17 protein-coding genes, 17 tRNA genes, 2 rRNA genes and 3 riboswitches are annotated in these 24355 nt (G+C 39.9%); of the genes, 2 read left to right on the top strand and 34 right to left on the bottom strand.

All coding sequences use genetic code 11. From position 1 onward, the window contains the following. Positions 1-125: 125 nt before the first annotated feature. From MKX57_RS01360 to MKX57_RS01325, 8 genes are all read right to left on the bottom strand, one after another. Positions 126-839 (bottom strand): GNAT family N-acetyltransferase, encoded by a 714-nt coding sequence (locus MKX57_RS01360; RefSeq protein WP_342550684.1) that lies wholly within the window; start codon positions 837-839, stop codon positions 126-128. A 279-nt stretch (positions 840-1118) separates the two neighbouring features. Further along, complete coding sequence (locus MKX57_RS01355; RefSeq protein ID WP_036122372.1) at positions 1119-2417, bottom strand: nucleobase:cation symporter-2 family protein; 1299 nt, start codon at positions 2415-2417, stop codon at positions 1119-1121. Then, positions 2417-3001 carry a xanthine phosphoribosyltransferase gene (locus MKX57_RS01350; protein ID WP_036145342.1) on the bottom strand — a complete coding sequence of 195 codons (585 nt, stop codon included), beginning with the start codon at positions 2999-3001 and terminating at the stop codon, positions 2417-2419. Before MKX57_RS01350 ends, MKX57_RS01355 begins: the two co-directional genes overlap by 1 nt. 131 nt (positions 3002-3132) lie before the next feature. After that, a riboswitch (purine riboswitch) is annotated at positions 3133-3234 on the bottom strand. Positions 3235-3398: 164 nt separating this feature from the next. Next, positions 3399-5222 carry an APC family permease gene (locus MKX57_RS01345; RefSeq protein WP_342550683.1) on the bottom strand — a complete coding sequence of 608 codons (1824 nt, stop codon included), beginning with the start codon at positions 5220-5222 and terminating at the stop codon, positions 3399-3401. A 119-nt stretch (positions 5223-5341) separates the two neighbouring features. Continuing rightward, a riboswitch (cyclic di-AMP (ydaO/yuaA leader) is annotated at positions 5342-5491 on the bottom strand. A 213-nt stretch (positions 5492-5704) separates the two neighbouring features. After that, entirely contained in the window at positions 5705-6223 is a 519-nt protein-coding gene (locus MKX57_RS01340) for a PepSY domain-containing protein (protein WP_069479786.1), read from the bottom strand. 93 nt (positions 6224-6316) lie between these two features. Beyond that, a complete protein-coding gene (locus MKX57_RS01335) occupies positions 6317-6982 on the bottom strand; it encodes a PepSY domain-containing protein (protein ID WP_089987063.1) in 666 nt (221 codons plus the stop codon). Continuing rightward, complete coding sequence (locus tag MKX57_RS01330) at positions 6979-8274, bottom strand: HAMP domain-containing sensor histidine kinase (RefSeq protein ID WP_089987062.1); 1296 nt, start codon at positions 8272-8274, stop codon at positions 6979-6981. The genes MKX57_RS01335 and MKX57_RS01330 overlap by 4 nt, the downstream gene beginning before the upstream one ends. Then, positions 8271-8960 (bottom strand): response regulator transcription factor, encoded by a 690-nt coding sequence (locus tag MKX57_RS01325; RefSeq protein ID WP_008179612.1) that lies wholly within the window; start codon positions 8958-8960, stop codon positions 8271-8273. Before MKX57_RS01325 ends, MKX57_RS01330 begins: the two co-directional genes overlap by 4 nt. 213 nt (positions 8961-9173) lie before the next feature. Between MKX57_RS01325 and MKX57_RS01320 the strand changes: the two genes are divergently transcribed. Then, on the top strand, positions 9174-10439 hold the full coding sequence (locus MKX57_RS01320) for an Nramp family divalent metal transporter (protein WP_008179614.1): 1266 nt from the start codon (positions 9174-9176) through the stop codon (positions 10437-10439). A 576-nt stretch (positions 10440-11015) separates the two neighbouring features. On the opposite strand, the gene MKX57_RS01315 is transcribed toward MKX57_RS01320, so the two are convergent. The 5 genes from MKX57_RS01315 to MKX57_RS01295 all read right to left on the bottom strand — a co-directional run bounded on the left by MKX57_RS01315 (position 11016) and on the right by MKX57_RS01295 (position 16018). After that, positions 11016-11705 (bottom strand): ABC transporter permease, encoded by a 690-nt coding sequence (locus MKX57_RS01315; RefSeq protein ID WP_008179615.1) that lies wholly within the window; start codon positions 11703-11705, stop codon positions 11016-11018. Then, positions 11698-12621: an ABC transporter ATP-binding protein gene (locus tag MKX57_RS01310; protein WP_008179617.1), complete on the bottom strand. Its 924-nt coding sequence runs from the start codon at positions 12619-12621 to the stop codon at positions 11698-11700. The genes MKX57_RS01315 and MKX57_RS01310 overlap by 8 nt, the downstream gene beginning before the upstream one ends. A gap of 136 nt (positions 12622-12757) precedes the next feature. Next, a complete protein-coding gene (locus MKX57_RS01305; protein WP_008179619.1) occupies positions 12758-13693 on the bottom strand; it encodes a sensor histidine kinase in 936 nt (311 codons plus the stop codon). Positions 13694-13698: 5 nt separating this feature from the next. After that, positions 13699-14391, bottom strand: coding sequence for a response regulator transcription factor (locus MKX57_RS01300; RefSeq protein WP_089987061.1), 693 nt, complete (start codon positions 14389-14391; stop codon positions 13699-13701). A gap of 163 nt (positions 14392-14554) precedes the next feature. Next, entirely contained in the window at positions 14555-16018 is a 1464-nt protein-coding gene (locus MKX57_RS01295) for an amino acid permease (RefSeq protein ID WP_008179624.1), read from the bottom strand. Positions 16019-16100: 82 nt separating this feature from the next. Continuing rightward, positions 16101-16277: riboswitch (Lysine riboswitch) on the bottom strand. Positions 16278-16428: 151 nt separating this feature from the next. Here MKX57_RS01295 and MKX57_RS01290 point away from each other — a divergent pair. Next, the gene (locus tag MKX57_RS01290) at positions 16429-17661 is read left to right on the top strand and encodes an MFS transporter (protein ID WP_008179626.1); all 1233 of its coding nucleotides are present in this window, start codon (positions 16429-16431) and stop codon (positions 17659-17661) included. 44 nt (positions 17662-17705) lie between these two features. Here MKX57_RS01290 and MKX57_RS01285 read toward each other — a convergent pair whose 3' ends face one another. From MKX57_RS01285 to MKX57_RS01185, 21 genes are all read right to left on the bottom strand, one after another. Beyond that, positions 17706-18245, bottom strand: a complete 540-nt coding sequence (locus tag MKX57_RS01285; RefSeq protein ID WP_342531590.1) for a hypothetical protein — start codon at positions 18243-18245, stop codon at positions 17706-17708. Positions 18246-18310: 65 nt separating this feature from the next. After that, positions 18311-19357 (bottom strand): nitric oxide synthase oxygenase, encoded by a 1047-nt coding sequence (locus MKX57_RS01280; RefSeq protein WP_008179633.1) that lies wholly within the window; start codon positions 19355-19357, stop codon positions 18311-18313. 321 nt (positions 19358-19678) lie between these two features. Continuing rightward, positions 19679-19750 (bottom strand) — tRNA-Glu (locus tag MKX57_RS01275). Position 19751: 1 nt separating this feature from the next. Next, positions 19752-19828, bottom strand: a tRNA-Asn gene (locus MKX57_RS01270). 7 nt (positions 19829-19835) lie between these two features. Next, positions 19836-19909 (bottom strand) — tRNA-Ile (locus tag MKX57_RS01265). A 4-nt stretch (positions 19910-19913) separates the two neighbouring features. After that, a tRNA-Gly gene (locus MKX57_RS01260) sits at positions 19914-19987 on the bottom strand. A 6-nt stretch (positions 19988-19993) separates the two neighbouring features. Beyond that, positions 19994-20069: transfer RNA gene (locus MKX57_RS01255), tRNA-Phe, on the bottom strand. 4 nt (positions 20070-20073) lie between these two features. Beyond that, positions 20074-20166 (bottom strand) — tRNA-Ser (locus MKX57_RS01250). A 13-nt stretch (positions 20167-20179) separates the two neighbouring features. After that, positions 20180-20255: transfer RNA gene (locus MKX57_RS01245), tRNA-Ala, on the bottom strand. A 12-nt stretch (positions 20256-20267) separates the two neighbouring features. Then, positions 20268-20341: transfer RNA gene (locus MKX57_RS01240), tRNA-Pro, on the bottom strand. Between the two features lie 15 nt (positions 20342-20356). Further along, positions 20357-20433: transfer RNA gene (locus tag MKX57_RS01235), tRNA-Arg, on the bottom strand. 18 nt (positions 20434-20451) lie between these two features. Then, positions 20452-20524 (bottom strand) — tRNA-Lys (locus tag MKX57_RS01230). Positions 20525-20537: 13 nt separating this feature from the next. Continuing rightward, positions 20538-20612: transfer RNA gene (locus MKX57_RS01225), tRNA-Gln, on the bottom strand. Positions 20613-20621: 9 nt separating this feature from the next. Continuing rightward, positions 20622-20697 (bottom strand) — tRNA-His (locus tag MKX57_RS01220). Positions 20698-20740: 43 nt separating this feature from the next. After that, positions 20741-20814, bottom strand: a tRNA-Trp gene (locus MKX57_RS01215). Positions 20815-20818: 4 nt separating this feature from the next. Then, positions 20819-20902, bottom strand: a tRNA-Tyr gene (locus MKX57_RS01210). A 10-nt stretch (positions 20903-20912) separates the two neighbouring features. Next, a tRNA-Thr gene (locus tag MKX57_RS01205) sits at positions 20913-20988 on the bottom strand. Between the two features lie 13 nt (positions 20989-21001). Beyond that, positions 21002-21074: transfer RNA gene (locus MKX57_RS01200), tRNA-Asp, on the bottom strand. A 4-nt stretch (positions 21075-21078) separates the two neighbouring features. Continuing rightward, positions 21079-21154 (bottom strand) — tRNA-Val (locus MKX57_RS01195). 11 nt (positions 21155-21165) lie between these two features. Continuing rightward, positions 21166-21281, bottom strand: a 5S ribosomal RNA gene (gene rrf / locus MKX57_RS01190). Positions 21282-21347: 66 nt separating this feature from the next. After that, positions 21348-24275 (bottom strand): 23S ribosomal RNA (locus MKX57_RS01185). Between the last annotated feature and the right edge of the window lie 80 nt (positions 24276-24355).

Below are 24355 nucleotides of genomic sequence, written 5' to 3'. Positions count from 1 at the left end.
ATTTTTTAGAAATTTTTACCTTTTATGTAAATGTGATAGCTTTTATATCATCTCCACAAACATTCGTTACTTCATTAAGAATTCCTCACTAAAAAGCCTTATTGATAAATGAAAATAGCCAATCCTTAAATAGAATATTGTAAAGAAATTACAGAATTACTTTGAATGCATCCGTTTGAAAGCATTATATTTCTCATTGGAATATTGTCAACTCGGGTCATCCCTAAATAAGACATAGCTTTAAATTCATTTTTCAATCTATATAGGCCTATTAAATGTAAGTCCTTACCTAATCCTGTCCCCATAAAATTAGGATGAATACCAATCCAAAACATACGACCTTCATTATTTGTATTTGGTTCTATATGAGGGAAAACTACACCAACAGGTTCACCGTTAACAATATATACTGTATACATATTGTTGACTTGTGATGGGAGTTCCGTCCTCATTTCCGTCAGAAATTTCTCTGCATCTATAACACTTGTACTCATCACTTCAGATAAAAAAAAGATAGACTTTTTCTCAGAGCATGACCATATTTCATAATCTAGTTCTGAAATAGTTAATGGTGTCAGTAAAGATCTCTTAAATGCTATTCTTTTATCAACAATTTCCATTTTAGTTCTTGTACAATTCAAGCTATCTAAAAGAACTTTCGGACATTCAAACCTAACTTTTTCTAAACCACTCTGTAAGTTATCTAAAAGCTCATTTATTAACACATCTATCTCAGCGGCAAAATCAAGTCTATCCTCTAAAATCTCTAGCATCATTACACTATCACTTTTTAGGTAATGTACGCCAACACTTCGGAAATGTTGTAGCAGATTATCCATATGTTTTCACCTCTTATGATTTATACTATTCTTCTCCTTTCAACCATTTCCCTCTTAATTGGTCAAAGAAGTATTTTTACCAAGTTTCTAATCATACATTGATCAGACACATAATAAACAAGAAACTTGCTTATTACTACCTAATGTTTTTTTCGAACATTTTCTGCCCTTTTTTCGCATAAAAAAATGCCACCTCCTCCAATCTAAATCAATAGATAAAAGTAGGTGACATTGTTCTTTATATGTTTGAATTCTGATACATGCTATTGAATGATCTCTTTATGCTTCTCCATGCATCGGGTCTTTTTTATGCTTCGGCCCAATCATGTTGAATAAAATATTAAGGATAATCGCTGTGACTGAACCACAGACGATTCCGTTAGATGTTAAAATAGACACTTTTTCTGGTAGTGCATCAAAAATGCCAGGAACGACTGATACACCGACCCCTAAACTTACTGCAATCGCAGCAATCATCGCGTTTTCTGCTGACTCGTTCATAACTGGTACAAGCATACCCATACCCTGTGTAATCACCATACCGAACATCGCTAACATTGCCGCACCTAGTACGGATGTTGGAATAATCGTTGTTAATGCTGCGATTTTCGGTAGGAAGCCAAGTGCTACTAGTAAACCACCTGTGATGTAAATGACTTTACGGTCCTTAACACCTGACATACGCGTTAGACCCACGTTTTGTGAGAATGTAGTGTACGGAAAGGCATTGAAAATTCCACCGATTACAGATGCAAGACCTTCTGAGCGATAACCACGAGCCAAATCTTTTGAATCTAATTTTTTATTACATATATCACTTAGTGCAAAATAAACACCAGATGATTCAACTAAAGATACCATTGCTACAAGCGTCATTGTAATAATAGCCGTTACATCAAATGTTGGCATTCCAAAGTAGAATGGTTGTACCATATGGAATACATCCGCTTCTGCTACTGGGTCGAAATTAACCTTGCCCATGAATGCCCCTAAAATTGTACCAGCTACTAACCCAACTAGAATGGAAATAGCACGGATGAAGCCTGTAGAAAAACGATAGACGATTAAAATAATGACTAGTGTAATAAATGCTAATGCAATATTTGAGCCGGATGCAAAATCCTCTGCCCCTTGTCCACCTGCCATATTATTTAAAGCTACTGGCAGTAAAGAAATACCGATAATAGAAACGACAGATCCTGTTACTACTGGTGGGAAAAATTTCACTAGCTTCCCGAAGAAGCCCGCAATAATCACGACAATCAAACCAGATGCAATAATGGAACCATAAATATCTGTGATACCTTGCTCTGGGTTTGTACCTATAGCAATAATTGGACTTACCGCTGTAAATGTACAACCAAGTACTACAGGTAAGCCAATACCAATAAATTTACCTGAGTAAACTTGTAAAAGTGTTGCGATCCCGCACATCATAATATCAATCGCCACTAAATACGTCATTTGTGTTGAATTAAAGCCAATTGCCCCTCCAATAATAAGTGGCACTAGGATGGCTCCAGCATACATCGCAAGTAAATGTTGAATTGCTAGCGTCGTTGATTTAAAGGTATTCATTACGCGCGAGCCTCCGTAGCAAATGTCACTTTGCCATCTTCAAGAGAATCTACAATCGCTAATGATTCCACGCGAACACCTTGCTCACGTAATAATTTTCCCCCATCTTGGAAGCCTTTTTCAATAACAATGCCAACTCCTACAACATTAGCACCTGCTTGAGCTGCAATATCAAGTAAACCCTTTACAGCTTCTCCGTTTGCTAAGAAATCGTCAACAATTAAAATATTGTCGTCTTCACTTAAAAAATTACGTGATACAGAGATATCATTTGTTTCATTTTTAGTAAATGAATGTACTTTTGATGTGTAAAGGTTATCTGAAAGTGTTAATGATTTACGTTTACGAGCGAACACTACCGGTGCACCGATTTCTAGCCCTAACATGACAGAAGGAGCGATGCCTGAAGATTCTATTGTTAAAATCTTTGTAATTACTTGGTCAGCAAATCGGTTTGCGAATTCATGACCAATTTCCTTCATTAACAATGGGTCAATTTGATGGTTTAAAAATGAATCTACTTTTAATACTGAAGATGATAGAACTTTACCCTCTTGCATAATTTTGTCGTGTAATAACTTCATTTCTGTCATATCCTTCTTTCTTAAATATTAATAAAAAAAGCTGAACACCTTGGTCCCATTCAGCTACGAGTGGAGCAAAGCATTCAGCGTTAAAACGTCGAAAGGAATAGAAAACATCATGAAAGAAGTTCTCTAAAAGCATTGCTACCCATAGTCGATTTATTTACGGTAAATCGGTAGAAACTTGCAAGCCATATTCTCGCTATTATATGAGTAAAATTGTATGAATCTATCAGAATACCCAATTTAACACTTTATTCGGTAGAAGCCTATTTCTCCTACTGAAAAACGTTTAATTTTTCGGAATTTAATGGTATTCTGCGACTTTTTAATTGTAAACGTTCGTGTTTTCAATCAACGTACTGATTATAACAGACAATTTTCTAGCATGCTAGCATTATTTTGATAAATGAAAGGGTACTGTCATAATCACGACATTTCTGTGAAATAACAATGTTGTACGTATTAATAAGCTAGATTGATTGTGAAGCATATGATGCCAGCCTTTTTTAGGTAAAAATTGAGGGATGACAACCGTTACTTTATGACCTGTTTTCGCACATTGATGGTCCACTTTATCTATAAATTTGATCAATGGCTGTGTGATGCTACGATATGCTGAATAATAGGTTACTAGTCGAATATCTGGTTGCCAAGCCTGCCATTTTTCTTCGAAGGCTTTTGCATCCGCTTGATCGAAAGCCACATAAAAGGCAATAATTTTATCAACCTTTAGTGATTTCGCATAATGAAGGGAATTTTCAACCACCTTCGTTATACCAGCTACTGGTACGATGAATACATTTCCTTCAATAGTAGCGACTTCCTCTTTACTCAATCTCAGCTGTTCCCCAACGGCTTGATAATGAAGCTTGATCCGATGAAATACAAAAATGATAATTGGTAAAAATACAAACACTGGCCATACCTGAGGCAACTTCGTTACAAAAAACATCATCGCTACAATAAACGAAATGGCTGCACCAATTGTGTTAATCGTAAATTTTGTCATCCAGCCAGTAGGTTTTTCGCGCCACCATTTTCGCATCATTCCCGTTTGTGCTAATGTAAACGGAATAAATACCCCAACAGCATAGAGTGGAATCAAATGCTCTGTTGCCCCATCAAATAAGATGATTAAAACAATGGCTGCTAGTCCTAGCATCATAATGCCATTAGAATACCCTAGGCGATCCCCACGCATTTGAAATATTCTTGGAATAAAACCGTCTTTTGATAAATTGACAGCAAGTAGAGGAAATGCTGAATAGCCTGTATTTGCTGCAAGTACCAAAATCATCGCTGTTGTACCCTGTACTATATAATAAAAGAAATTTCGACCAACACTTGCTTCTGCTAGTTGGGAAACGACTGTCGCTTCCGAAGTTGGCGCAATTCCGTAAAAATAAGCTAAACTAACAATACCGATAAATAAAACCGCTAAGATTCCGCCCATTGCTAACAATGTTTTAGCAGCATTATTAGGAGCTGGATTTCTAAAATTAGGGATCGCATTCGATATAGCTTCTACCCCTGTTAAGGCTGAGCTCCCTGACGCAAATGCCTTTAATAATATAAATAAACTAATCCCTGCGACGGGTGTACCTATCTTTGGATGCAGCTCTGCTGGCACCTGACCTGTTGCAACATTATAGAGCCCCATCCCAATCAACACTAACATAACGACTACAAACAGGTAGACAGGGTATGCCAAAACAGAGGCGGACTCTGTTACACCACGTAAGTTCAAGACCGTTAAAAAAATCACAAAGATAATAGCAATTGGCACATTGTATGGATGCAGACTTGGAAATGCCGATGTAATGGCATCTGTCCCTGCTGATACACTTACCGCTACCGTTAAAATATAATCAACGAGCAATGAGCCACCTGCTACAAGACCCGCGTTCACACCTAAATTTTCCATAGATACTACATAAGCGCCGCCCCCGTGTGGATAGGCGAATATAACCTGACGATATGATAAAGTCAGTGCCACCAATAGGACAACAACCCCTGCCGCAATCGGTAAAGAATACCAAAATGCTAATGTTCCCACAGTCATCAGGACAATTAAAATTTGTTCCGGTCCATAAGCTACGGAAGACAAAGCATCGGACGATAATATGGCCAATGCCTTTGTTTTACTAAGTTTTTGCTCCCCTAACGCATCGGATCTTAATGGTTTGCCGATTACATAACGTTTAAATGAGGATTTCATCAATAAACACCTTCTAGTTTCTTAGATTGTGTTTCGCCTTCCTAAATGAGATCAAAAAACGCCTACAAGTCATCACTAAATAAGACTTGTAGACGCTCATCTGTCTGCCAAGCTCCAACTTTTCTGCTCTTAACGCTTACGAGGTTAGCTGTCGGATTCGGGCCTGAGTAGCCCTACCCTTCAAAAGAAGAGATTCACCCCAAGGAATGCTTATGCACTCCGTCTAAAATGGGTCCCCCGCGTCTAGTTTGCTTCAGCGATTTAGAAATTTGAAACTTTAATAATGATGTCATATTACGCCTGGCGATTAAAAAAGTAAAGAAGAAAATTTTTATTTTTTACAAGTGAAATACATAGACTTTTTGAAATACATTGTTAATATCCATGGTAGAAATTAATTTATCCGCGAATACCTAATTTAAAGGCATTTTACAACAAAAAAACCTTAAAAGTATGCTCTACTTTTAAGGCAACAACTATTATTAGTCTTCCATATCTTGTTCAAAATCAACAATTTCTCCTGTAATCGAATCAACATCAACATCATATTCATATTGCCCATTTTTTAACTCGATTTCATAAATACCATCATCTAATTTAATTTTTGTGACTGTACCCTTTGCTTTTGTTAGAGCCGCTTCAATAGCCTTTTCTTTACTTATAAGGTTAGTAGCAGTATTAGCGTTAACCCATTCATTATCATCGTCATCTTGACGCTCTTTCTTCTGCTTAAGTAATTTTCCAGTATAGGCATCGAATTTTAAATCATACTCTTCTTTATCAGCATGCACCTCTACCTCATAAACAGAGCGGTAGCGATTTTGATCTAGTTCAATATCTGCTACTGTCCCATCCACTACTGCTAATGCTTTCTTTTCGATTTCTTGCATGGATAGAATCTTTTTTTCTTGTGCACTTCCTGATAATAAAGTTGTTGAACCAATTGCCGCTCCAACACCAAGAGTCACCACTAATGCGGGAATCATAATTATTTTTTTCATGTTCATCTCTCCTTTGTTTTATCTGCTTTTAGCTTACCAAGCAAAGATGATAGAACTATAAGAGGAACATTAGAATTTCATGAGAAAACTCGTTTAATCGTCCCATGAAACAGAAAGGACCCTTCCAGATACAGCATGAATTTGGAACGTGGCTTCTTCATGCTCTGTTTCAATTTCAACTAAATAATAACCGCCCTCCGCCGTATCTTCAAAATCTACAGAATCCACTTTCCCAGTTAATTGTTGCAGCGCTATATCAACGGCTTGCTGTTCGGTAATAATATGGGGTTTTTCAGGCTGATTTAGTGGTTCTACATCTTTTTCAGATAACACTTCACCCGAATAGCCATCTACCGTTATATCTTTTTGCTTATGTTCCTTTTCAACACGTGCGGTATAAATAGTTTCCGTGAGCATGACGTTTTCTACCTCACCATATTTTTCTTTCACCATTTTTCTTATTTGATTTTCCGTTAACAATAATTTACTTTGCCCTTTTTGTAACGTTAGATCAGAAACCTGCTGTGTTGTAGCATCAAGCATGGCTGTATATTTCAAATTCTCACGTGTAAATTGAATTTCAAATGAATTTCCACGCTTTTTTACTTCTGAAACTTGACCTTTATAAATAGCTTCGATATGGCGTATGGCCTCCTCTTCACTGAGAGGCTCCTTTTGAAAATAGCGATTTTGAATAAACCAAAGCACTCCGCTACAAAGAAGGACAATCACAATAAGTATTAAAGCCCACTTTTTCATTGCTGCCCCTCCTTTGGTATACACAAGGTAAAACTTGAACCTTCTCCAACTGTACTTTCCACATCTATGGTGATGCCCAATTGTCCCGCAAGTTCATGTGCAATCGCAAGCCCTAAGCCAGAACCGCCTGTTTTACGATTACGATCCTCTGTGACACGGTAAAAACGCTCAAACAAATGTGGAACATGCTCTGCAGGAATACCGACGCCAAAATCCTGAATCGTCATTCGTACATGCGTAGTAGTTTCAGCTGTGGAAATATGAACATCATCCTCACTATATTTCCTAGCATTATCAAGCAAAATAAAGAGTAATTGCTTCAAAATTTTTTCATCACTGTCCATAAATTGTGGTGCTTCTGCATCGACTATAAAATTCCGATGGTATGCCTGCTGCATTTGCGCAGCCACTTTATTAAGGAAGGGAGCCAGCTCTAGCTGTTCAATATGAATATCCATATGCTCATTATTTTTGGCTAGCTCTAATAATTGCAATACCATTTCATGCATACGAGAAGATTCATTTGCAATAGCCTGCAGCGATTCCTGCGCTACTTCACGATTGTCAAGGCCTCTTCGTAAGAGCAACTTTGCATAGCTTTCGATGACAGTAATGGGCGTCTTTAATTCGTGAGAAGCATTTGAAACGAATTCCTGTTGCTTTTGATAGTGCTGTTCAAGCTTCACCATCATCATATTGAACGTTCGATTAATTTTTGCTAATTCATCCCCACCTTTAGCTGGGATGTCCATTTTTTCATATTTCCCCGTCAATGCACTTTTGCGCATTGTCGCATTTAAGCGTTCTAGTGGTAACAAAATTAGGCGACCGAGTGCCAAGCTCGCTAAAAAGATTGGAATGGTGGCAATAATGGACACAACGATCAAAATAGCCTTTAATAAATCCAGTGTACTTTCTACTTCCTCCATTGATTGCTGTAAGGTGATGTCCACAATTGTCCCATCAATCCAAATAGTAGGCATTGTATAGGTAATGGAAGTAACATCTGGCATGTCTAGAGTGGCCTGAACCTTCGTCTTCAAATTTTCTCCATCATAAACATAGATAGCACCACCAGCTGGCATATATGCTCTTAATACTTGCTGTAGGTTGGTTTGTGCATTTAACTGACTTAATGTTGAGCTTAAATCATTCGCTCGTGTATGAAGTTGACTATATTCCGTATTATAGGCAAATTTCTCGTACAAAAAGTAAATTCCACTATTAGTTGCCACTAAAATTACTAGCATTAATAAAGTGGTAAGTAGATGAATTTTTGTTTTTAGCTTCATGATTTATTTTCCTTCAGCACATAACCTACACCGCGAACTGTTTGAATAATGGGTGTTACATTAGCGATTTCAAGCTTTTGGCGCACATAGCGAATATAGACATCCACAACATTTGTATCTCCGTAGTAATCAAAGCCCCATACAGTCTCTAATATTTGTTCCCTTGTGAGCACCTGCTTAGGATGCTTCATTAGATATAGCAATAAATCGTATTCTCTAGGAGTCAGTTGGATCTCCTTACCATAATAAATAACTTCTCTTGTCTGCTCATTGATCGATAACTGTCCAAACGACACACCAACCTTTGTTGGACTAGCCTTTTGAGAAAACCGTAGAGCATTACGGATACGGGCCAGTAATTCTTCAATTTCAAAGGGCTTTGTCACATAATCATTAGCTCCCAAATCCAATCCCTTTACCTTATCCTCCACCTCACTTTTAGCAGTCAGCATAATAACTGGGGTCTGTGATTCTGTTGCGCGAATACGCTTTAGCACATCTATGCCACTCATTTCGGGTAACATAATATCCAGTAAGATTAAATCCCATTGCTGCTCACGATATTGCAATAAACCATCTGCTCCTGTATGGGCCATCACCGCTTCATAGCCTTCAAACTGAAGCTCTAACTGGAGCACTCTCGCAATATTTTCCTCATCTTCTATAATTAAAATTCGATTGCTCATGTCGAATCAGTCCTTCACCTTTTCTTTCATCGTAAACGATACAGGTAAGGAAAGTCTAATTAGAAATTGATGAGAAATGTGCATACTTATTTTTTTAAAATTTTAAGCAAAGCGCTTCCCTTTTTCTAATCCTAGCGTTAGAATACTATTATCTCATTTTCCTCTAGGAAACTTTATTTCACGAACGATACTTTTTGAAATGAGGGAACAAATATGGTATACAAACAAGTCACAAAATCGTCTGCTGAGGCGGTTTTAGATGGAGATATAAAAGGTTGGCGACGGTTTTTACCTTTTCTTGGGCCTGCATTCATTGCAGCGGTCGCCTATATTGACCCTGGCAATTTTGCCACAAATATTACAGCTGGCTCTCAATATGGTTACTTACTCCTTTGGGTAATAGCCTTTTCTAATTTAATGGCGGTGCTCATCCAATCCTTATCTGCCAAGCTTGGTATTGCGACAGGAAAAAATTTACCTGAGGTGGCACGTGAACATTTTTCTAAAAAGACATCTATATTTCTTTGGATTCAGGCTGAATTAGTCATTATTGCTACCGACCTTGCTGAATTTATCGGGGCCGCATTAGGGCTTTATTTGTTATTTAATATCCCTATGCTTCCAGCAGCTATCATTACAGCAGTCGGATCATTTGCTATTCTAGAGCTTCAAAGAAGAGGGTTCAGAGCCTTCGAGGCAGGCATTTCTGGCATGGTTTTAATTGTCGTATTAGCATTTGCCTTCCAAACATTTTTAGCACAGCCAGAATGGGGCGAAGTAGCGTTTGGTATGTTTACGCCTCAATTTGAAGGGGTGGACTCATTACTATTAGCAACAGGTATTTTAGGTGCGACCGTCATGCCCCATGCTATTTACTTACATTCTTCTTTAACACAAAGTCGTATTATCGGTCGTAATGAAGAAGAAAAAAGAAGAATTTTCCGTTTTGAATTTATTGATATTATCATCGCAATGATCATTGCTGGAGCCATCAATATGAGTATGCTCATTATCGCGGCAGCAGTATTTCACACACAGGGGATTGTAGTAGAGGATTTAGATGTTGCCTATAACGGCCTAAAGGATGCTCTCGGCCCAATGGCTGCCATTTCCTTTGGTCTTGGTTTACTAATTGCAGGGCTAGCTAGCTCCTCTGTAGGGACATTAGCAGGTGACGTAGTAATGCAAGGCTTCATTCAACGAAAAATACCACTTTATTTACGGAGAGCCATTACAATGGTGCCTCCTTTAGCGATTATTGCATCCGGTGTAAACGCAACCCATGCGCTCGTTCTTAGTCAGGTTGTGTTATCTTTCGGTATTGCATTTGCCCTCGTCCCTCTCGTTATGTTTACAAGCAAACGAGACATTATGGGTGGCTTAGTGAACCACCGTATTACTACTATTTTAGGATGGTTTGTAGTTGTCATCGTTGTGGCATTAAATATTTACTTACTAGGTGAAACAATATTTGGGTAAAATAGTGAATTAATAGACTAACAAAAGGCATCGAGAAGAAAAATCTCGATGCCTTTTTGTTGATAATCTAAAGGTGACAATTATAAACAAATTTACTACCATTGGATCATACATGATCCGATGCTCTAGTAGGTTAGCTAAAGCAGTGCAGAAGTTACGTTGATAATAAAGCAACAATGGTTGCAATTCTTAATTTCCTCATTGAAATCACCTTTAAATAAATATAAGATTGATAAAACATATATTTCCTTTTTTATCATTTTTAATATAGGAGGTTTTTCCATACAATTTTATATACCTATACTTATTATTGTATTAATAGTTATACAATGCCATCATGCCAAAAAAGGAAATCTTTTATTTACTATTTTATTGGCCATCTCTTTTTCTATTTTAATTAAATTTCTATTATGGGAATCTAATTACTTATTTTTATTGCTTTACGTTAATTTATTTCTATATTTAATAAGTTTAGTTACCTATTTTACAAGACCAACTATGTGAGTGTAACAAACGATCGAATTGCTATCATCATCGTTCGATATCAACAAAACTTATGAGTACCTGGCTCTTTCATTAAACATCAACCTTCTCAATATTGCGGATAGCTAGATAGGCAATACTAATACCTATAATTGCTAACGAGATTGGAATAATAATGATGTCATTTAATGTGAAGTTACCTGTATTGGATGAAGTCACTGATACGATTAGAATAGAAGAAATAATTGTTGCTGGAATAGAGTATTTTCTCATACCGAAATACAACGGAATTAAGGCCATCCCTGAGGCAGCAATTGCATTCATGAGTACAGATGGTATATGTTGCATGATTAAAGTATTAGATAATATATCAGGAATTAAATCAAATTTATCGCTTACGATGCAAAAGATGGTTGTAATCAAGACATTGGAAACGATGATTACACTAAAGGTAAACAGCATGACAATCGCAAGCTTAGCAGCGATTAATTTCTTTCGGCTTATAGGATACATAAAGGCCAATGTGATTGTTTTAAACTTATATTCTCCGATGATCAGCTTAGCTATTAATGTAGCTGCAAAAATAATAAATACCGCTCTGACAAATGAATCAATGACACTTAAAGCCATTTCATAATTTTCAATACCAACTTCCCCTTCTACTTTAGAAATAAATAAAATCATAAACATAAATCCTAAAATAATAAAGTTAGCAAACAAAGCACTTTTAACATAGGAGCCTAAATGATATTTTTTCATTTCTAAACGCATTAAATTAAGCATGAACAATCCCTCCATTTATTAGCTTAAGGAAGTAATCCTCTAATGTGCTTGTTTTCTTGCTAATCTCCTCTATTTCAATGTCATGTTCAATCAATGTTTTTGTTAGAACTTTTTGAGATACTGTCAAATCATAAATTCGTATAGAATTATCATCCATTAGTTTGAAATTAGCCATTTTTAATTTACTTTCTAAAATAAAGGCTGCTTTTTTGCCATCGTTTACGATCACTTCAATATAGTCGGCTTGATTACGATTAATCGTATCCATCGTTACTTCAGTAATGAGTCTACCTTCCTTGATGACACCAATTGTATCGGCCAATTGTTCAATTTCCCCTAATATATGACTAGAGATAATGATTGTAATGCCATACTCCGTACAGAGCATTTTGAAAAGCTCTCTCAATTCTTTAATCCCAATAGGGTCTAGTCCATTAATTGGCTCATCTAAAATAAGGAGCTCTGGCTTTGTAATAATAGCGCGTGCAATACCTAGTCTCTGTTTCATCCCTAATGAGAAATCTTTTACCCTCTTCTCCTCTGTATTTGTCAATTTTACAAGGTTAAGGACATGAGCAATTTCCTGCTTATTGTAATAGCCCATATATTCGCAATGTAGTTCTAACGTTTCTCTAGCCGTTAATTTTTCATAGAAAATAGGATATTCAATAATCGTTCCCATTCTTTTTAATAGTTCATACGATCGATCGGTCAACCTCTCACCAAATATTTCAACATCTCCACTTGTTGGCTTCGTCAGATTCGTTAGCATCTTCATAACTGTCGTTTTACCCGCTCCGTTAGGGCCTAAAAAGCCATAAATCTCTCCCTTCTTCACGTTCATATTGACAGCAGAAACCACTTCTTTTCCTTCGTACACTTTCGTAAGCTGGTTTGTTTTCACAATGTATGTCATGTCAATCTCTCCCTCAAATGTGGCTATTATCATTATAAAAAATGAAACTCTCTAATTTATTACTGGATTCTTACAAATTTCTTAAGAGCATAAGAAAAGCCTGTAAAGCACAATAAAAGCTCCACAAGCTGTGATTTCAATACATCATTCGTTTTAATGCAATGGTAAAAATGGTCTTTTTATAGGGGATACTTGATAACTGGATGGAACCGTCCATCATTTCCACTAATCGCTTTGTAATCGTTAAACCTAAGCCACTCCCCTGGAAGGATTTATTGCGAGAGTCCTCTAGCGTGTACATTCTCTCAAAAACACTATCAATATGGTATTCATCGATTCCTTTACCACAATCCCATACATCTATATAAATAGTCGTTTCATCATTTCTTACGGTTAAGCCAATTACATTACCATCCGCCCCATAGGCAAGAGCATTGGATAAAAGATTGTTGAGAACCCTATCTAACGCTTCTTCATTGCCAAGGGCATACATAGGTGTTTCAGGGATTGTAATAGTAATATTCAGTCCCATCGACGTGACCATATCGTAAAATGATAATATATTTTTACGGCTAATTTCACAGACATTGATTTTAGTGATTGGATAATCTGTGTCCCCTGCCTCTAATTTGGCAAGATCGAAAAATGTATGGATAATTTTTAATACTTCTAGTGTTTTAGCATGTACGCCCGCTAATAGTCTTTGACGTTCCCCTTCACTAGCTGAGCCTTGAAGCTGAAGCATTTCAATATAGCCTAACACAACCGTTAAGGGCGTTTTTAAATCATGTGAAATATTCGCCAGCATTTTTTTCATGGAATCTTCCATTTTGCGATGTGTCGCCTGAACTTTTTGGTGATGGTCCAGCCAAGCGTTTATCGAAATAAGTAACTGTTGAATTTGTGAGTTGCTTGTAGTTACCAAAATCTTTTCGTTACTTTTTTCTTGAACAATGCCTTGGAGTTTTTCATTCATATATTGGATCGTCTGATTTTGTTCTTTTTTTGTTTTCCATTGAAAAATAACTATTCCTATAAGCACCACAATTATGATTAATAGAATGATTATCATATTTGTTATCCTTCAAACTTATAGCCAATTCCCCACAGCGTCTTAATATACTGGGGGGTGGATGGATCATCTTCAATTTTTTCGCGTAGCCTTCGAATATGTACATTAATAATATTTTCATCACCGTAATATGCATCTTTCCATATTAGCTGATAAATTTGCTCTTTGGTAAAAACTCGGTTACGGTTTGTTACAAATAGCTTTAAGATGGCAAATTCCTTTGATGTTAGCTTCACTTCTTGTCCACTTTTATTTATTGAAAAATTAACAATATCTATCTTTAAATCGCCTATGACTACTACATCTTGTTTGTGATCTGTTTGGCCAGCGTATTTTGTAGCTCTTCTAATAACGGCCTTTACGCGAGCAGAGAATTCCAGCATAGAAAATGGCTTAGCAATATAATCGTCTGCCCCTAATCCCAAGCCAAGCGCTTTATCTACATCACTATCCTTTGCGGACATAATGATGATAGGAAGTGCTGCCTGTTCTCGAATGACTTTTAAAACTTCTAATCCATTAAGCTTAGGAATCATAATATCTAGGATGACTAAATCAAAGGTTTGATTTAAACAATATTGCAATGCCTCTTCACCATTATTGGCAGTGGTGACTTCGAAGCCTTCCAATAATAAAAAATTCGCTACCATTTCGCGAATAGCCTCATCATCTTCCACTAGTAAAATATGTTTTTGCATTTTCATGCACCTCTCTCTACTAGAAAGTCAAAAATCACACTTCCATATCTATAGTATACTACCATATATATGATATTAATTTAGTAATAATTTTAAAGGTCTCTATATAAAAAAAGCTGTTCCATCAACCATTATACAGCGGTTTATAGAACAGCTCTTCTATTTAATTTTCCACTTTTAAATCACAATCTTTAAGAGGAAGCATTTTTGTTTTATGTTTAATTTTGTACCCTAGCCATAGCAATAGGAACAGTGGAATACCAATATAGGAAACAAGGATACCATACCAATCGATTGTACCTCCGATAAACGCTGTGTAATTCTGTCCAATTACAACAATCATACAAATAGTAAAGGCGAATAGTGGACCGAATGGGTATAGCTTTGCTTTATACGGTAATAGCTTTGGATCTAAGCCCTGTGCCTCGAAAGCACGACGGAAACGATAATGACTAAATGCAATACCTAGCCAAGCAATAAAACCTGACATCCCAGAGGCATTTAATAGCCAGATATAAACAACCCCATCACCAAAGAATGATGCTAAAAACGCTACACAGCCTACAGCTAATGTTGCGATCAATGCATAAATCGGAATACCTCGACGACTTAGCTTTGCAAAGAATTTAGGAGCATGACCATCCACTGCTAATTGCCATAGCATACGTGAAGATGCATACAGTCCAGAATTACCTGCTGATAGCATAGCCGTTAAAATAATGGCATTCATTAAGGAGGCAGCAAAAGCAATACCTAAACGATCAAACACGAGAGTAAATGGAGATACAGCGATATCCTCCGATAATAAGCGTTCATCTGTGAATGGAATTAACATCCCTATAGCAGCAATAGCTAAAATATAAAATAAAATAATACGCCAAAACACCGATTTTACTGCCTTCGGTATATTTTTTCCAGGATCATCTGTTTCCCCTGCTGTTACCCCAAGTAGCTCTGTTCCTTGGAATGAAAATCCTGCTGCAAGGAAAATACCAAATGTAGCAAGGAAGCCACCATGGAATGGTCCATCACTAATAAAGAAATTTGTAAAACCTACAGGTGCCTGTCCACCTAAAATACCAAAAATCATTAATATGCTAATAATAATAAATACAATGACCGTAGCCACTTTAATCATCGCAAACCAATATTCACTTTCACCATAGCTCTTTACAGACAATAAATTAAATGTCAGTACAATTACAATAAATAATACTGTCCAAAGTGCTGATGAGCTATCTGGGAACCAATATTTCATAATTAATGACACTGCCGCAATTTCGGCTGCAATCGTAATTGCCCAGTTATACCAATAGTTCCAGCCTAGTGCAAAGCCTAGAGCGGGATCTACAAATTTTGTCGCATACGTACTAAAAGAACCCGAGGATGGCATATAGGCAGCCATTTCCCCTAAACTTGTCATTAAAAAATATACCATAATACCGATTAAGGCATAGGCAAGCAATGCGCCTCCCGGTCCTGCTTGTGCAATGGCACCACCACTGGCTAAAAATAGCCCTGTACCAATTGTACCGCCTAAAGAAATCATTGTGATATGACGGCTTTTTAATTCTTTTTTCAGCTTCGGTGCATTATGGCCGAGCTGATTTACTTTTATTTCACTCACGATATAGCTTCCTTCCTATTTATGAGGCAAAAAAATGCCATCACATGAACAATGTGATGGCTAAGTTAATCCTCAGTTTTTCCTAAACGATAGCTCAACACGTTGTACAAACGTGACAGTTCTGTTCCTTTCGGAGACAGCCCCAGCATGAGGTTTTCAAGTCCCCTCACACTTCGGCAATATTTCCTTTCAGCTAATCTCTTCAATGCTTGTCATTTCAATAAGCTTACTTATAAATATCGCGACCTCTACCTCATTACAAACATGAGGCATATAATTATTAAATTTATGATATTTACTATACTAACATAAGACCTAAGACATTTCAATATAACCATTAATGTTTTGTATTTTGTGAATTTTCCACTATTTTTAATAGTGTAATAAAGTGTTATAGTAGTTCAATTAGAATGGTAATAACGGGGGGAATAATTTTGACTTTACATGATCATTCCGCCAGCTACACGAATAGAAAAATTAGCTGGAAGGGAACAACCTTATTATTAGTTTTTGGAATAATATTTATAGCGTCTACATTACGAATGCCACTAACTGTTGTGGGTCCAATTGTATCCTTTATCCGTGACGATCTTGGTATTTCCAATGTTCTAGCCGGTTTTTTGACAACTATTCCATTGCTTGCTTTTGCCACTATATCACCATTCGCACCAGTTGTAGCACGAAAACTTGGGCTTGAGCTAACCTTATTTTTATCCACGATTTTATTGGCCTTAGGAATTGTACTACGCTCCCTCGGTACAACAGGGTTACTTGTATTTGGCACAGTGCTCATTGGCGTAGCCATATCATTTGGAAATGTGTTGATTCCAGGTTTATTAAAATTAAAATTTCCATACCATGTAGGGTTACTAATGGCATTTTTTACTATGTCGATGAACTTAACGGCTGGACTTGGAGCAGGTATTAGTTATCCAATAGCTAATTCTTCACTAGGTTGGCAGGGAGCATTGGCTGTGGCGCTTATATTAGTCGTATTAACGATTTTAATTTGGATACCTCAATTGAAATTGAATAAGCCAGAACCAGCTACTACGGCCAAAAAAACAGGTAAACCCCTTTGGAAATCACCTGTTACATGGGCAGTAACAGGTGCAATGGGCTTACAATCTTTATTATTTTATACGACAGCAGCTTGGATTCCTGAAATTTATATTGCGCAGGGATTGGCTCCTGATAAAGCTGGTTGGATGTTTTCCATTATGCAATTCTCACAAGTCCCCATGGCATTGGCTGTCCCCATTATTGCTGGTAAAATGACTTCACAAAGACCACTTGTCCTTATGTTTACATCGTTCTATTTAGTAGGATTTGTCGGCGTTGTAATGGAATGGACAACGTTGGGGATATTATGGATGATCCTTCTAGGTTTAGCAGGTGGAGCTTCATTCGCATTAGCAATGATGTTCTTTACACTTCGCACACGTACAGCATTTGAAGCCGCTGATCTATCAGGGTTTGCACAATCATTGGGCTATTTATTCGCTGCCATTGGGCCGATTCTTTTCGGATACCTCCATGATTTATTTGGTGGTTGGAATATTGCCGGCTGGCTCTTTGTTGTTGTTGCTATGACACTCTTCTTATGTTCCATGCGAGCCTCTAAAGATGAATATGTCCATTAAATTTAAGCAGTTGGGGAAGTGATCTGACCCCATCTGCTTTTTGTCTATATCCATTTCTTTTTTTGATGTTTTAGTAAGGCTAGCAGTTCCTCAAGTTCCTCTGTTGTGCTCTTGGTATGTGCCTTAATAGCAGTAAAAACAGGGATTGCCTCTTGAAGGAGTAAAAAACTAAAATAATAATAGCCTAAAAAAGCTTCTGGTTCATAGCCTCTAGGTGTATCTTCCTCCCATTCCAGCTCATCATCCTCTTCATTTTCCACCCATAAATATTTCGTATCCAAAAGCTCTTGCATCGTTGAAACGTTATGTGTTGAATCTTGATAATCCTCAGTTATTGCATGAGCCACAGCTAAATAAAGCTCTATTTCTGCTAAGGAGACTTCCTTCACATTTTTACTTGAAAGCTTTTTTAAAAGAATAAGCAAAACCCATGGCGTCACCTGCCAAAGTGTTCCTTGATGTTCGATTAGTTCAGTCAGCTCTTGATATTGTTCCTGTTCAATTAGGCGAGGAATGTCTGTTCCTCTGCCATAAGGTGTCGTCAATTGTTGCCAAGGGATATTCGAAATATTTTGGTTCAACATCTTGAATTGCCTCTCTCCTAAAAAGGTACTTAGGAGCTGTTCGTTTATGAACAACTCCTTTAAAGTTAATAACATGGTTTCTGATAAAAATAATTGGGCGTATGGTAGGTATTTACATAAGGCTTATGGAATATATGAGTGGTCGCAGGGGAAAGTGGTGGGATTAACCATGTCCAGTTACCCGTAACTTCTCGCCCTGCTGATTCCTCAGCTTCCTCAAATAATTTAAACTGCTGAGCAGCAGTATGATGATCTACAATGCTCACACCATTCTCTTTAAAAGAATGAAGGACAGCTATATTGAGCTCCACTAATGCTCGGTCACGCCAAAGAGAAGCTTGTTTGGTTGTATCCAGATTAAATATATCCGCAATAGCTGGGAGCATATTATAACGCTCATGATCGGCTAAATTGCGTGCCCCAATTTCAGTCCCCATATACCAGCCATTAAATGGAGCTGCTTGAAAATCAATGCCAGCCATTTGAAAACGCATACTCGAAATAATAGGAACAGCATACCATTTCAATTCTAATTTCTCTACAGCTTCCGATTCCGGATGACGTATTGGAACCTCTAAAATATACTCGGTAGGAATCGTAAATAGTTGGGGAGCATGTCCATCTACCTGTATGACAAGTGGTAATACATCAAACGGCGTACGCTCGCCTTTCCAGCCCATCGATTCACATACTTTTGTAAAAATGATGGAATGTGCATCTCCAATAATGCCTTCTTCTGTTTCGTAGCCTGCATAACGAATTAGCTGATGATTCCAAATCCGTACTCTGTCAGTTGCAAACACTGTTATAGTTGGACGAATTTTCCCATGATTAGTGGCATACTCAATATGCTCTAGTAACTTTTGAAAAATGCCCTGTTCATCTAAAACTTCTCGTGCATCTACTACATGCAATGATTGCCAAAACAACCGTCCAATACATTTATTGCTATTACGCCATGCAACTCGTGCGCCAAAAACTAGCTCCTCTGTTGTAGGCTTATATTCCCCTGCACTTTTAATCTGTTGTAATCTATTTTCTAACCAAAGTTTGGATTCATTTTGTTCCAGCTGGTATTGATTTAAAAAACATTGTATCTCCTGTATATTCATATCGATTCCTCCACTTATCCTCATATTAGAGGAACGAGGCAATAAGCACCATGAAAATAGCTAGTGAAAAAACATACATATTGCATATATGAAATAGTTTGTTCAAATTTACTATAAAGCATCGTTCCAAGTAGTAATTGAATTATAGTACTCCTTTAAACGAGCCTATAAAAAGAGAGGGATTATGAGCATTTGGTAGAAGGAAATGTTTAGACCTAACATTAAAAAGCTACAAAACCTTGTCAAAGGATTTATAGCTTTGATACCTGTTTATGCAAAGATAAAAAAAGCATGTAGCACACAACTGTGCTACATGCTTGATGACCCGTACGGGATTCGAACCCGTGTTACCGCCGTGAAAGGGCGGTGTCTTAACCACTTGACCAACGGGCCGTGGCTCCGAAGGCAGGACTCGAACCTGCGACAACCTGATTAACAGTCAGGTGCTACTACCAACTGAGCTACTTCGGAATAATGATGGGCCTAAATGGACTCGAACCATCGACCTCACGCTTATCAGGCGTGCGCTCTAACCAGCTGAGCTATAGGCCCATTTTGGAGCGGGTGATGAGAATCGAACTCACGACATCAGCTTGGAAGGCTGAGGTTTTACCATTAAACTACACCCGCAAATAATGGTGGGTCAGGACGGAATCGAACCGCCGACACTTAGAGCTTCAATCTAATGCTCTACCAACTGAGCTACTGACCCGAAATGGAGGAGGTAGAGGGATTCGAACCCCCGCGCGGTGTTACCCGCCTGTCGGTTTTCAAGACCGATCCCTTCAGCCAGACTTGGGTATACCTCCAAAAATATTAAAATGGTGGAGCCTAGCGGGATCGAACCGCTGACCTCCTGCGTGCAAGGCAGGCGCTCTCCCAGCTGAGCTAAGGCCCCATTTATAGATGATCGGAATGACAGGATTCGAACCTACGACCCCTTGGTCCCAAACCAAGTGCTCTACCAAGCTGAGCTACATTCCGAAAACATGAATAAATTGGCGCGCCCGACAGGAGTCGAACCCATAACCTTCTGATCCGTAGTCAGACGCTCTATCCAATTGAGCTACGGGCGCAAAATTAATAAAAAATGATGAGCCATGAAGGACTCGAACCTTCGACCCTCTGATTAAAAGTCAGATGCTCTACCAACTGAGCTAATGGCTCGTAAAATAAAAAATGGCTGGGGTACTAGGATTCGAACCTAGGCATGACGGAATCAAAATCCGTTGCCTTACCGCTTGGCTATACCCCAATTTTAAAATGGGGCGACTGATGGGAATCGAACCCACGAATGTCGGAACCACAATCCGATGCGTTAACCACTTCGCCACAACCGCCACTATATAATAACAGCCATATATGAACGAGTACCTCAATACCTGGCAGGGGCAGTAGGAATCGAACCCACACCAAAGGTTTTGGAGACCTCTATTCTACCGTTGAACTATGCCCCTAAAATGGTGGAGGGGGACGGATTCGAACCGCCGAACCCTAAGGAGCGGATTTACAGTCCGCCGCGTTTAGCCACTTCGCTACCCCTCCAAGGGAATAATGGTGCCGGCGATAGGAGTCGAACCCACGACCTACTGATTACAAGTCAGTTGCTCTACCAACTGAGCTACACCGGCAATAAAAAAATAACGGTCCCGACCGGGATCGAACCGGCGATCTCCTGCGTGACAGGCAGGCATGTTAACCGCTACACCACGGGACCAAAATGGTGGAGGATGACGGGCTCGAACCGCCGACCCCCTGCTTGTAAGGCAGGTGCTCTCCCAACTGAGCTAATCCTCCATAAAAAATAAGCGAAGCGACGTCCTACTCTCACAGGGGGAAGCCCCCAACTACCATCGGCGCTAAAGAGCTTAACTTCCGTGTTCGGTATGGGAACGGGTGTGACCTCTTTGCCATCATCACTTCACTTATTCAATTGAAAGCTTATTCTTTCAAAACTGGATAAACGGTTCATTGAAGGTTTCAAACTTTTTTGGTTAAGTCCTCGATCGATTAGTATTCGTCAGCTCCATGTGTCACCACACTTCCACCTCGAACCTATCTACCTCATCGTCTTTGAGGGATCTTACTTACTTGCGTAATGGGAAATCTCATCTTGAGGGGGGCTTCATGCTTAGATGCTTTCAGCACTTATCCCGTCCACACATAGCTACCCAGCGATGCCTTTGGCAAGACAACTGGTACACCAGCGGTGTGTCCATCCCGGTCCTCTCGTACTAAGGACAGCTCCTCTCAAATTTCCTACGCCCACGACGGATAGGGACCGAACTGTCTCACGACGTTCTGAACCCAGCTCGCGTACCGCTTTAATGGGCGAACAGCCCAACCCTTGGGACCGACTACAGCCCCAGGATGCGATGAGCCGACATCGAGGTGCCAAACCTCCCCGTCGATGTGGACTCTTGGGGGAGATAAGCCTGTTATCCCCGGGGTAGCTTTTATCCGTTGAGCGATGGCCCTTCCATGCGGAACCACCGGATCACTAAGCCCGTCTTTCGACCCTGCTCGACTTGTAGGTCTCGCAGTCAAGCTCCCTTGTGCCTTTACACTCTACGAATGATTTCCAACCATTCTGAGGGAACCTTTGGGCGCCTCCGTTACCTTTTAGGAGGCGACCGCCCCAGTCAAACTGTCCGCCTGACACTGTCTCCTGCCCCGCTAAGGGGCATGGGTTAGAATTTCAATACAACCAGGGTAGTATCCCACCGACGCCTCCTTCGAAGCTGGCGCTCCGAGATCTCTGGCTCCTACCTATCCTGTACAAGTTGTACCAAAATTCAATATCAGGCTACAGTAAAGCTCCACGGGGTCTTTCCGTCCTGTCGCGGGTAACCTGCATCTTCACAGGTACTATAATTTCACCGAGTCTCTCGTTGAGACAGTGCCCAGATCGTTACGCCTTTCGTGCGGGTCGGAACTTACCCGACAAGGAATTTCGCTACCTTAGGACCGTTATAGTTACGGCCGCCGTTTACTGGGGCTTCAATTCGCAGCTTCGCTTGCGCTAACCACTCCTCTTAACCTTCCAGCACCGGGCAGGCGTCAGCCCCTATACGTCACCTTACGGTTTTGCAGAGACCTGTGTTTTTGCTAAACAGTCGCCTGGGCCTATTCACTGCGGCTCTCATGCGCTTGCACGCTCAAGAGCACCCCTTCTCCCGAAGTTACGGGGTCATTTTGCCGAGTTCCTTAACGAGAGTTCTCTCGCACACCTTAGGATTCTCTCCTCGACTACCTGTGTCGGTTTGCGGTACGGGCACCTCTCACCTCGATAGAGGCTTTTCTTGGCAGTGTGAAATCAGGAACTTCGTCCATACGGACTCGCCATCACAGCTCAACGTTACAGTGTGCGGATTTGCCTACACACACGCCTTACTGCTTGGACGCGCATAACCAACAGCGCGCTTACCCTATCCTACTGCGTCCCCCCATTTCTCAAACGGTGAGGAGGTGGTACAGGAATATCAACCTGTTGTCCATCGCCTACGCCTATCGGCCTCGGCTTAGGTCCCGACTAACCCTGAGCGGACGAGCCTTCCTCAGGAAACCTTAGTCATACGGTGGACGGGATTCTCACCCGTCTTTCGCTACTCATACCGGCATTCTCACTTCTAAGCGCTCCACCAGTCCTTCCGGTCTGACTTCAACGCACTTAGAACGCTCTCCTACCACTGACATCGTAGATGTCAATCCACAGCTTCGGTGAATCGTTTAGCCCCGATACATTTTCGGCGCAGCGTCACTCGACCAGTGAGCTATTACGCACTCTTTAAATGATGGCTGCTTCTAAGCCAACATCCTGGTTGTCTGTGCAACGCCACATCCTTTTCCACTTAACGATTACTTTGGGACCTTAGCTGGTGGTCTGGGCTGTTTCCCTTTTGACTACGGATCTTATCACTCGCAGTCTGACTCCCGTGTATAAATATCTGGCATTCGGAGTTTGTCTGAATTCGGTAAACCGGGATGGCCCCCTAGTCCAAACAGTGCTCTACCTCCAGTATTCTCATCACGAGGCTAGCCCTAAAGCTATTTCGGAGAGAACCAGCTATCTCCAAGTTCGATTGGAATTTCTCCGCTACCCACACCTCATCCCCGCACTTTTCAACGTGCGTGGGTTCGGGCCTCCAGTAAGTGTTACCTTACCTTCACCCTGGACATGGGTAGATCACCTGGTTTCGGGTCTACGACCACGTACTATTTCGCCCTATTCAGACTCGCTTTCGCTGCGGCTCCGCCTTCTAAAGCTTAACCTCGCACGTAATCGTAACTCGCCGGTTCATTCTACAAAAGGCACGCTATCACCCATTAACGGGCTCTAACTACTTGTAGGCACACGGTTTCAGGATCTCTTTCACTCCCCTTCCGGGGTGCTTTTCACCTTTCCCTCACGGTACTGGTTCACTATCGGTCACTAGGTAGTATTTAGCCTTGGGAGATGGTCCTCCCGGATTCCGACGGAATTTCACGTGTTCCGCCGTACTCAGGATCCACTCAGGAGGGAACGAACTTTCGACTACAGGGCTTTTACCTGCTCTGGCGGACCTTTCCAAGTCGCTTCATCTAACTCGCTCTTTTGTAACTCCGTATTGAGTGTCCTACAACCCCAAGAGGCAAGCCTCTTGGTTTGGGCTCTTCCCGTTTCGCTCGCCGCTACTCAGGGAATCGATTTTTCTTTCTCTTCCTCCAGGTACTTAGATGTTTCAGTTCCCTGGGTCTGCCTTCAAGACGCTATGTATTCACGTCAAGATACTACGCGATTAAACGTAGTGGGTTCCCCCATTCGGAAATCTCCGGATCAAAGCTCACTTACAGCTCCCCGAAGCATATCGGTGTTAGTGCCGTCCTTCTTCGGCTCCTAGTGCCAAGGCATTCGCCGTGCGCCCTTAATAACTTAACCTATCAGCTTCCAATACACATCGCATTTAACTGCTCGTGTCTTGAAACCTTTTAATGTTATTAAGCCTATAAAAAACTTAA

It is taken from the genome of Lysinibacillus sp. FSL M8-0216 (assembly GCF_038595555.1).
GTDB lineage: Bacteria > Bacillota > Bacilli > Bacillales_A > Planococcaceae > Lysinibacillus > Lysinibacillus fusiformis.
This window is presented reverse-complemented; position numbering and strand designations above follow the sequence as displayed.

What these genes read in the sequence shown, in the direction of transcription:
- MKX57_RS01360 (WP_342550684.1), bottom strand. Translation starts at nt 839, where the DNA reads ATGGATAATCTGCTACAACATTTCCGAAGTGTTGGCGTACATTACCTA.
- MKX57_RS01355 (WP_036122372.1), bottom strand. Translation starts at nt 2,417, where the DNA reads ATGAATACCTTTAAATCAACGACGCTAGCAATTCAACATTTACTTGCG.
- MKX57_RS01350 (WP_036145342.1), bottom strand. Translation starts at nt 3,001, where the DNA reads ATGAAGTTATTACACGACAAAATTATGCAAGAGGGTAAAGTTCTATCA.
- MKX57_RS01345 (WP_342550683.1), bottom strand. Translation starts at nt 5,222, where the DNA reads ATGAAATCCTCATTTAAACGTTATGTAATCGGCAAACCATTAAGATCC.
- MKX57_RS01340 (WP_069479786.1), bottom strand. Translation starts at nt 6,223, where the DNA reads ATGAAAAAAATAATTATGATTCCCGCATTAGTGGTGACTCTTGGTGTT.
- MKX57_RS01335 (WP_089987063.1), bottom strand. Translation starts at nt 6,982, where the DNA reads ATGAAAAAGTGGGCTTTAATACTTATTGTGATTGTCCTTCTTTGTAGC.
- MKX57_RS01330 (WP_089987062.1), bottom strand. Translation starts at nt 8,274, where the DNA reads ATGAAGCTAAAAACAAAAATTCATCTACTTACCACTTTATTAATGCTA.
- MKX57_RS01325 (WP_008179612.1), bottom strand. Translation starts at nt 8,960, where the DNA reads ATGAGCAATCGAATTTTAATTATAGAAGATGAGGAAAATATTGCGAGA.
- MKX57_RS01320 (WP_008179614.1), top strand. Translation starts at nt 9,174, where the DNA reads ATGGTATACAAACAAGTCACAAAATCGTCTGCTGAGGCGGTTTTAGAT.
- MKX57_RS01315 (WP_008179615.1), bottom strand. Translation starts at nt 11,705, where the DNA reads ATGCTTAATTTAATGCGTTTAGAAATGAAAAAATATCATTTAGGCTCC.
- MKX57_RS01310 (WP_008179617.1), bottom strand. Translation starts at nt 12,621, where the DNA reads ATGACATACATTGTGAAAACAAACCAGCTTACGAAAGTGTACGAAGGA.
- MKX57_RS01305 (WP_008179619.1), bottom strand. Translation starts at nt 13,693, where the DNA reads ATGATAATCATTCTATTAATCATAATTGTGGTGCTTATAGGAATAGTT.
- MKX57_RS01300 (WP_089987061.1), bottom strand. Translation starts at nt 14,391, where the DNA reads ATGCAAAAACATATTTTACTAGTGGAAGATGATGAGGCTATTCGCGAA.
- MKX57_RS01290 (WP_008179626.1), top strand. Translation starts at nt 16,429, where the DNA reads ATGGTAATAACGGGGGGAATAATTTTGACTTTACATGATCATTCCGCC.
- MKX57_RS01285 (WP_342531590.1), bottom strand. Translation starts at nt 18,245, where the DNA reads ATGTTGAACCAAAATATTTCGAATATCCCTTGGCAACAATTGACGACA.
- MKX57_RS01280 (WP_008179633.1), bottom strand. Translation starts at nt 19,357, where the DNA reads ATGAATATACAGGAGATACAATGTTTTTTAAATCAATACCAGCTGGAA.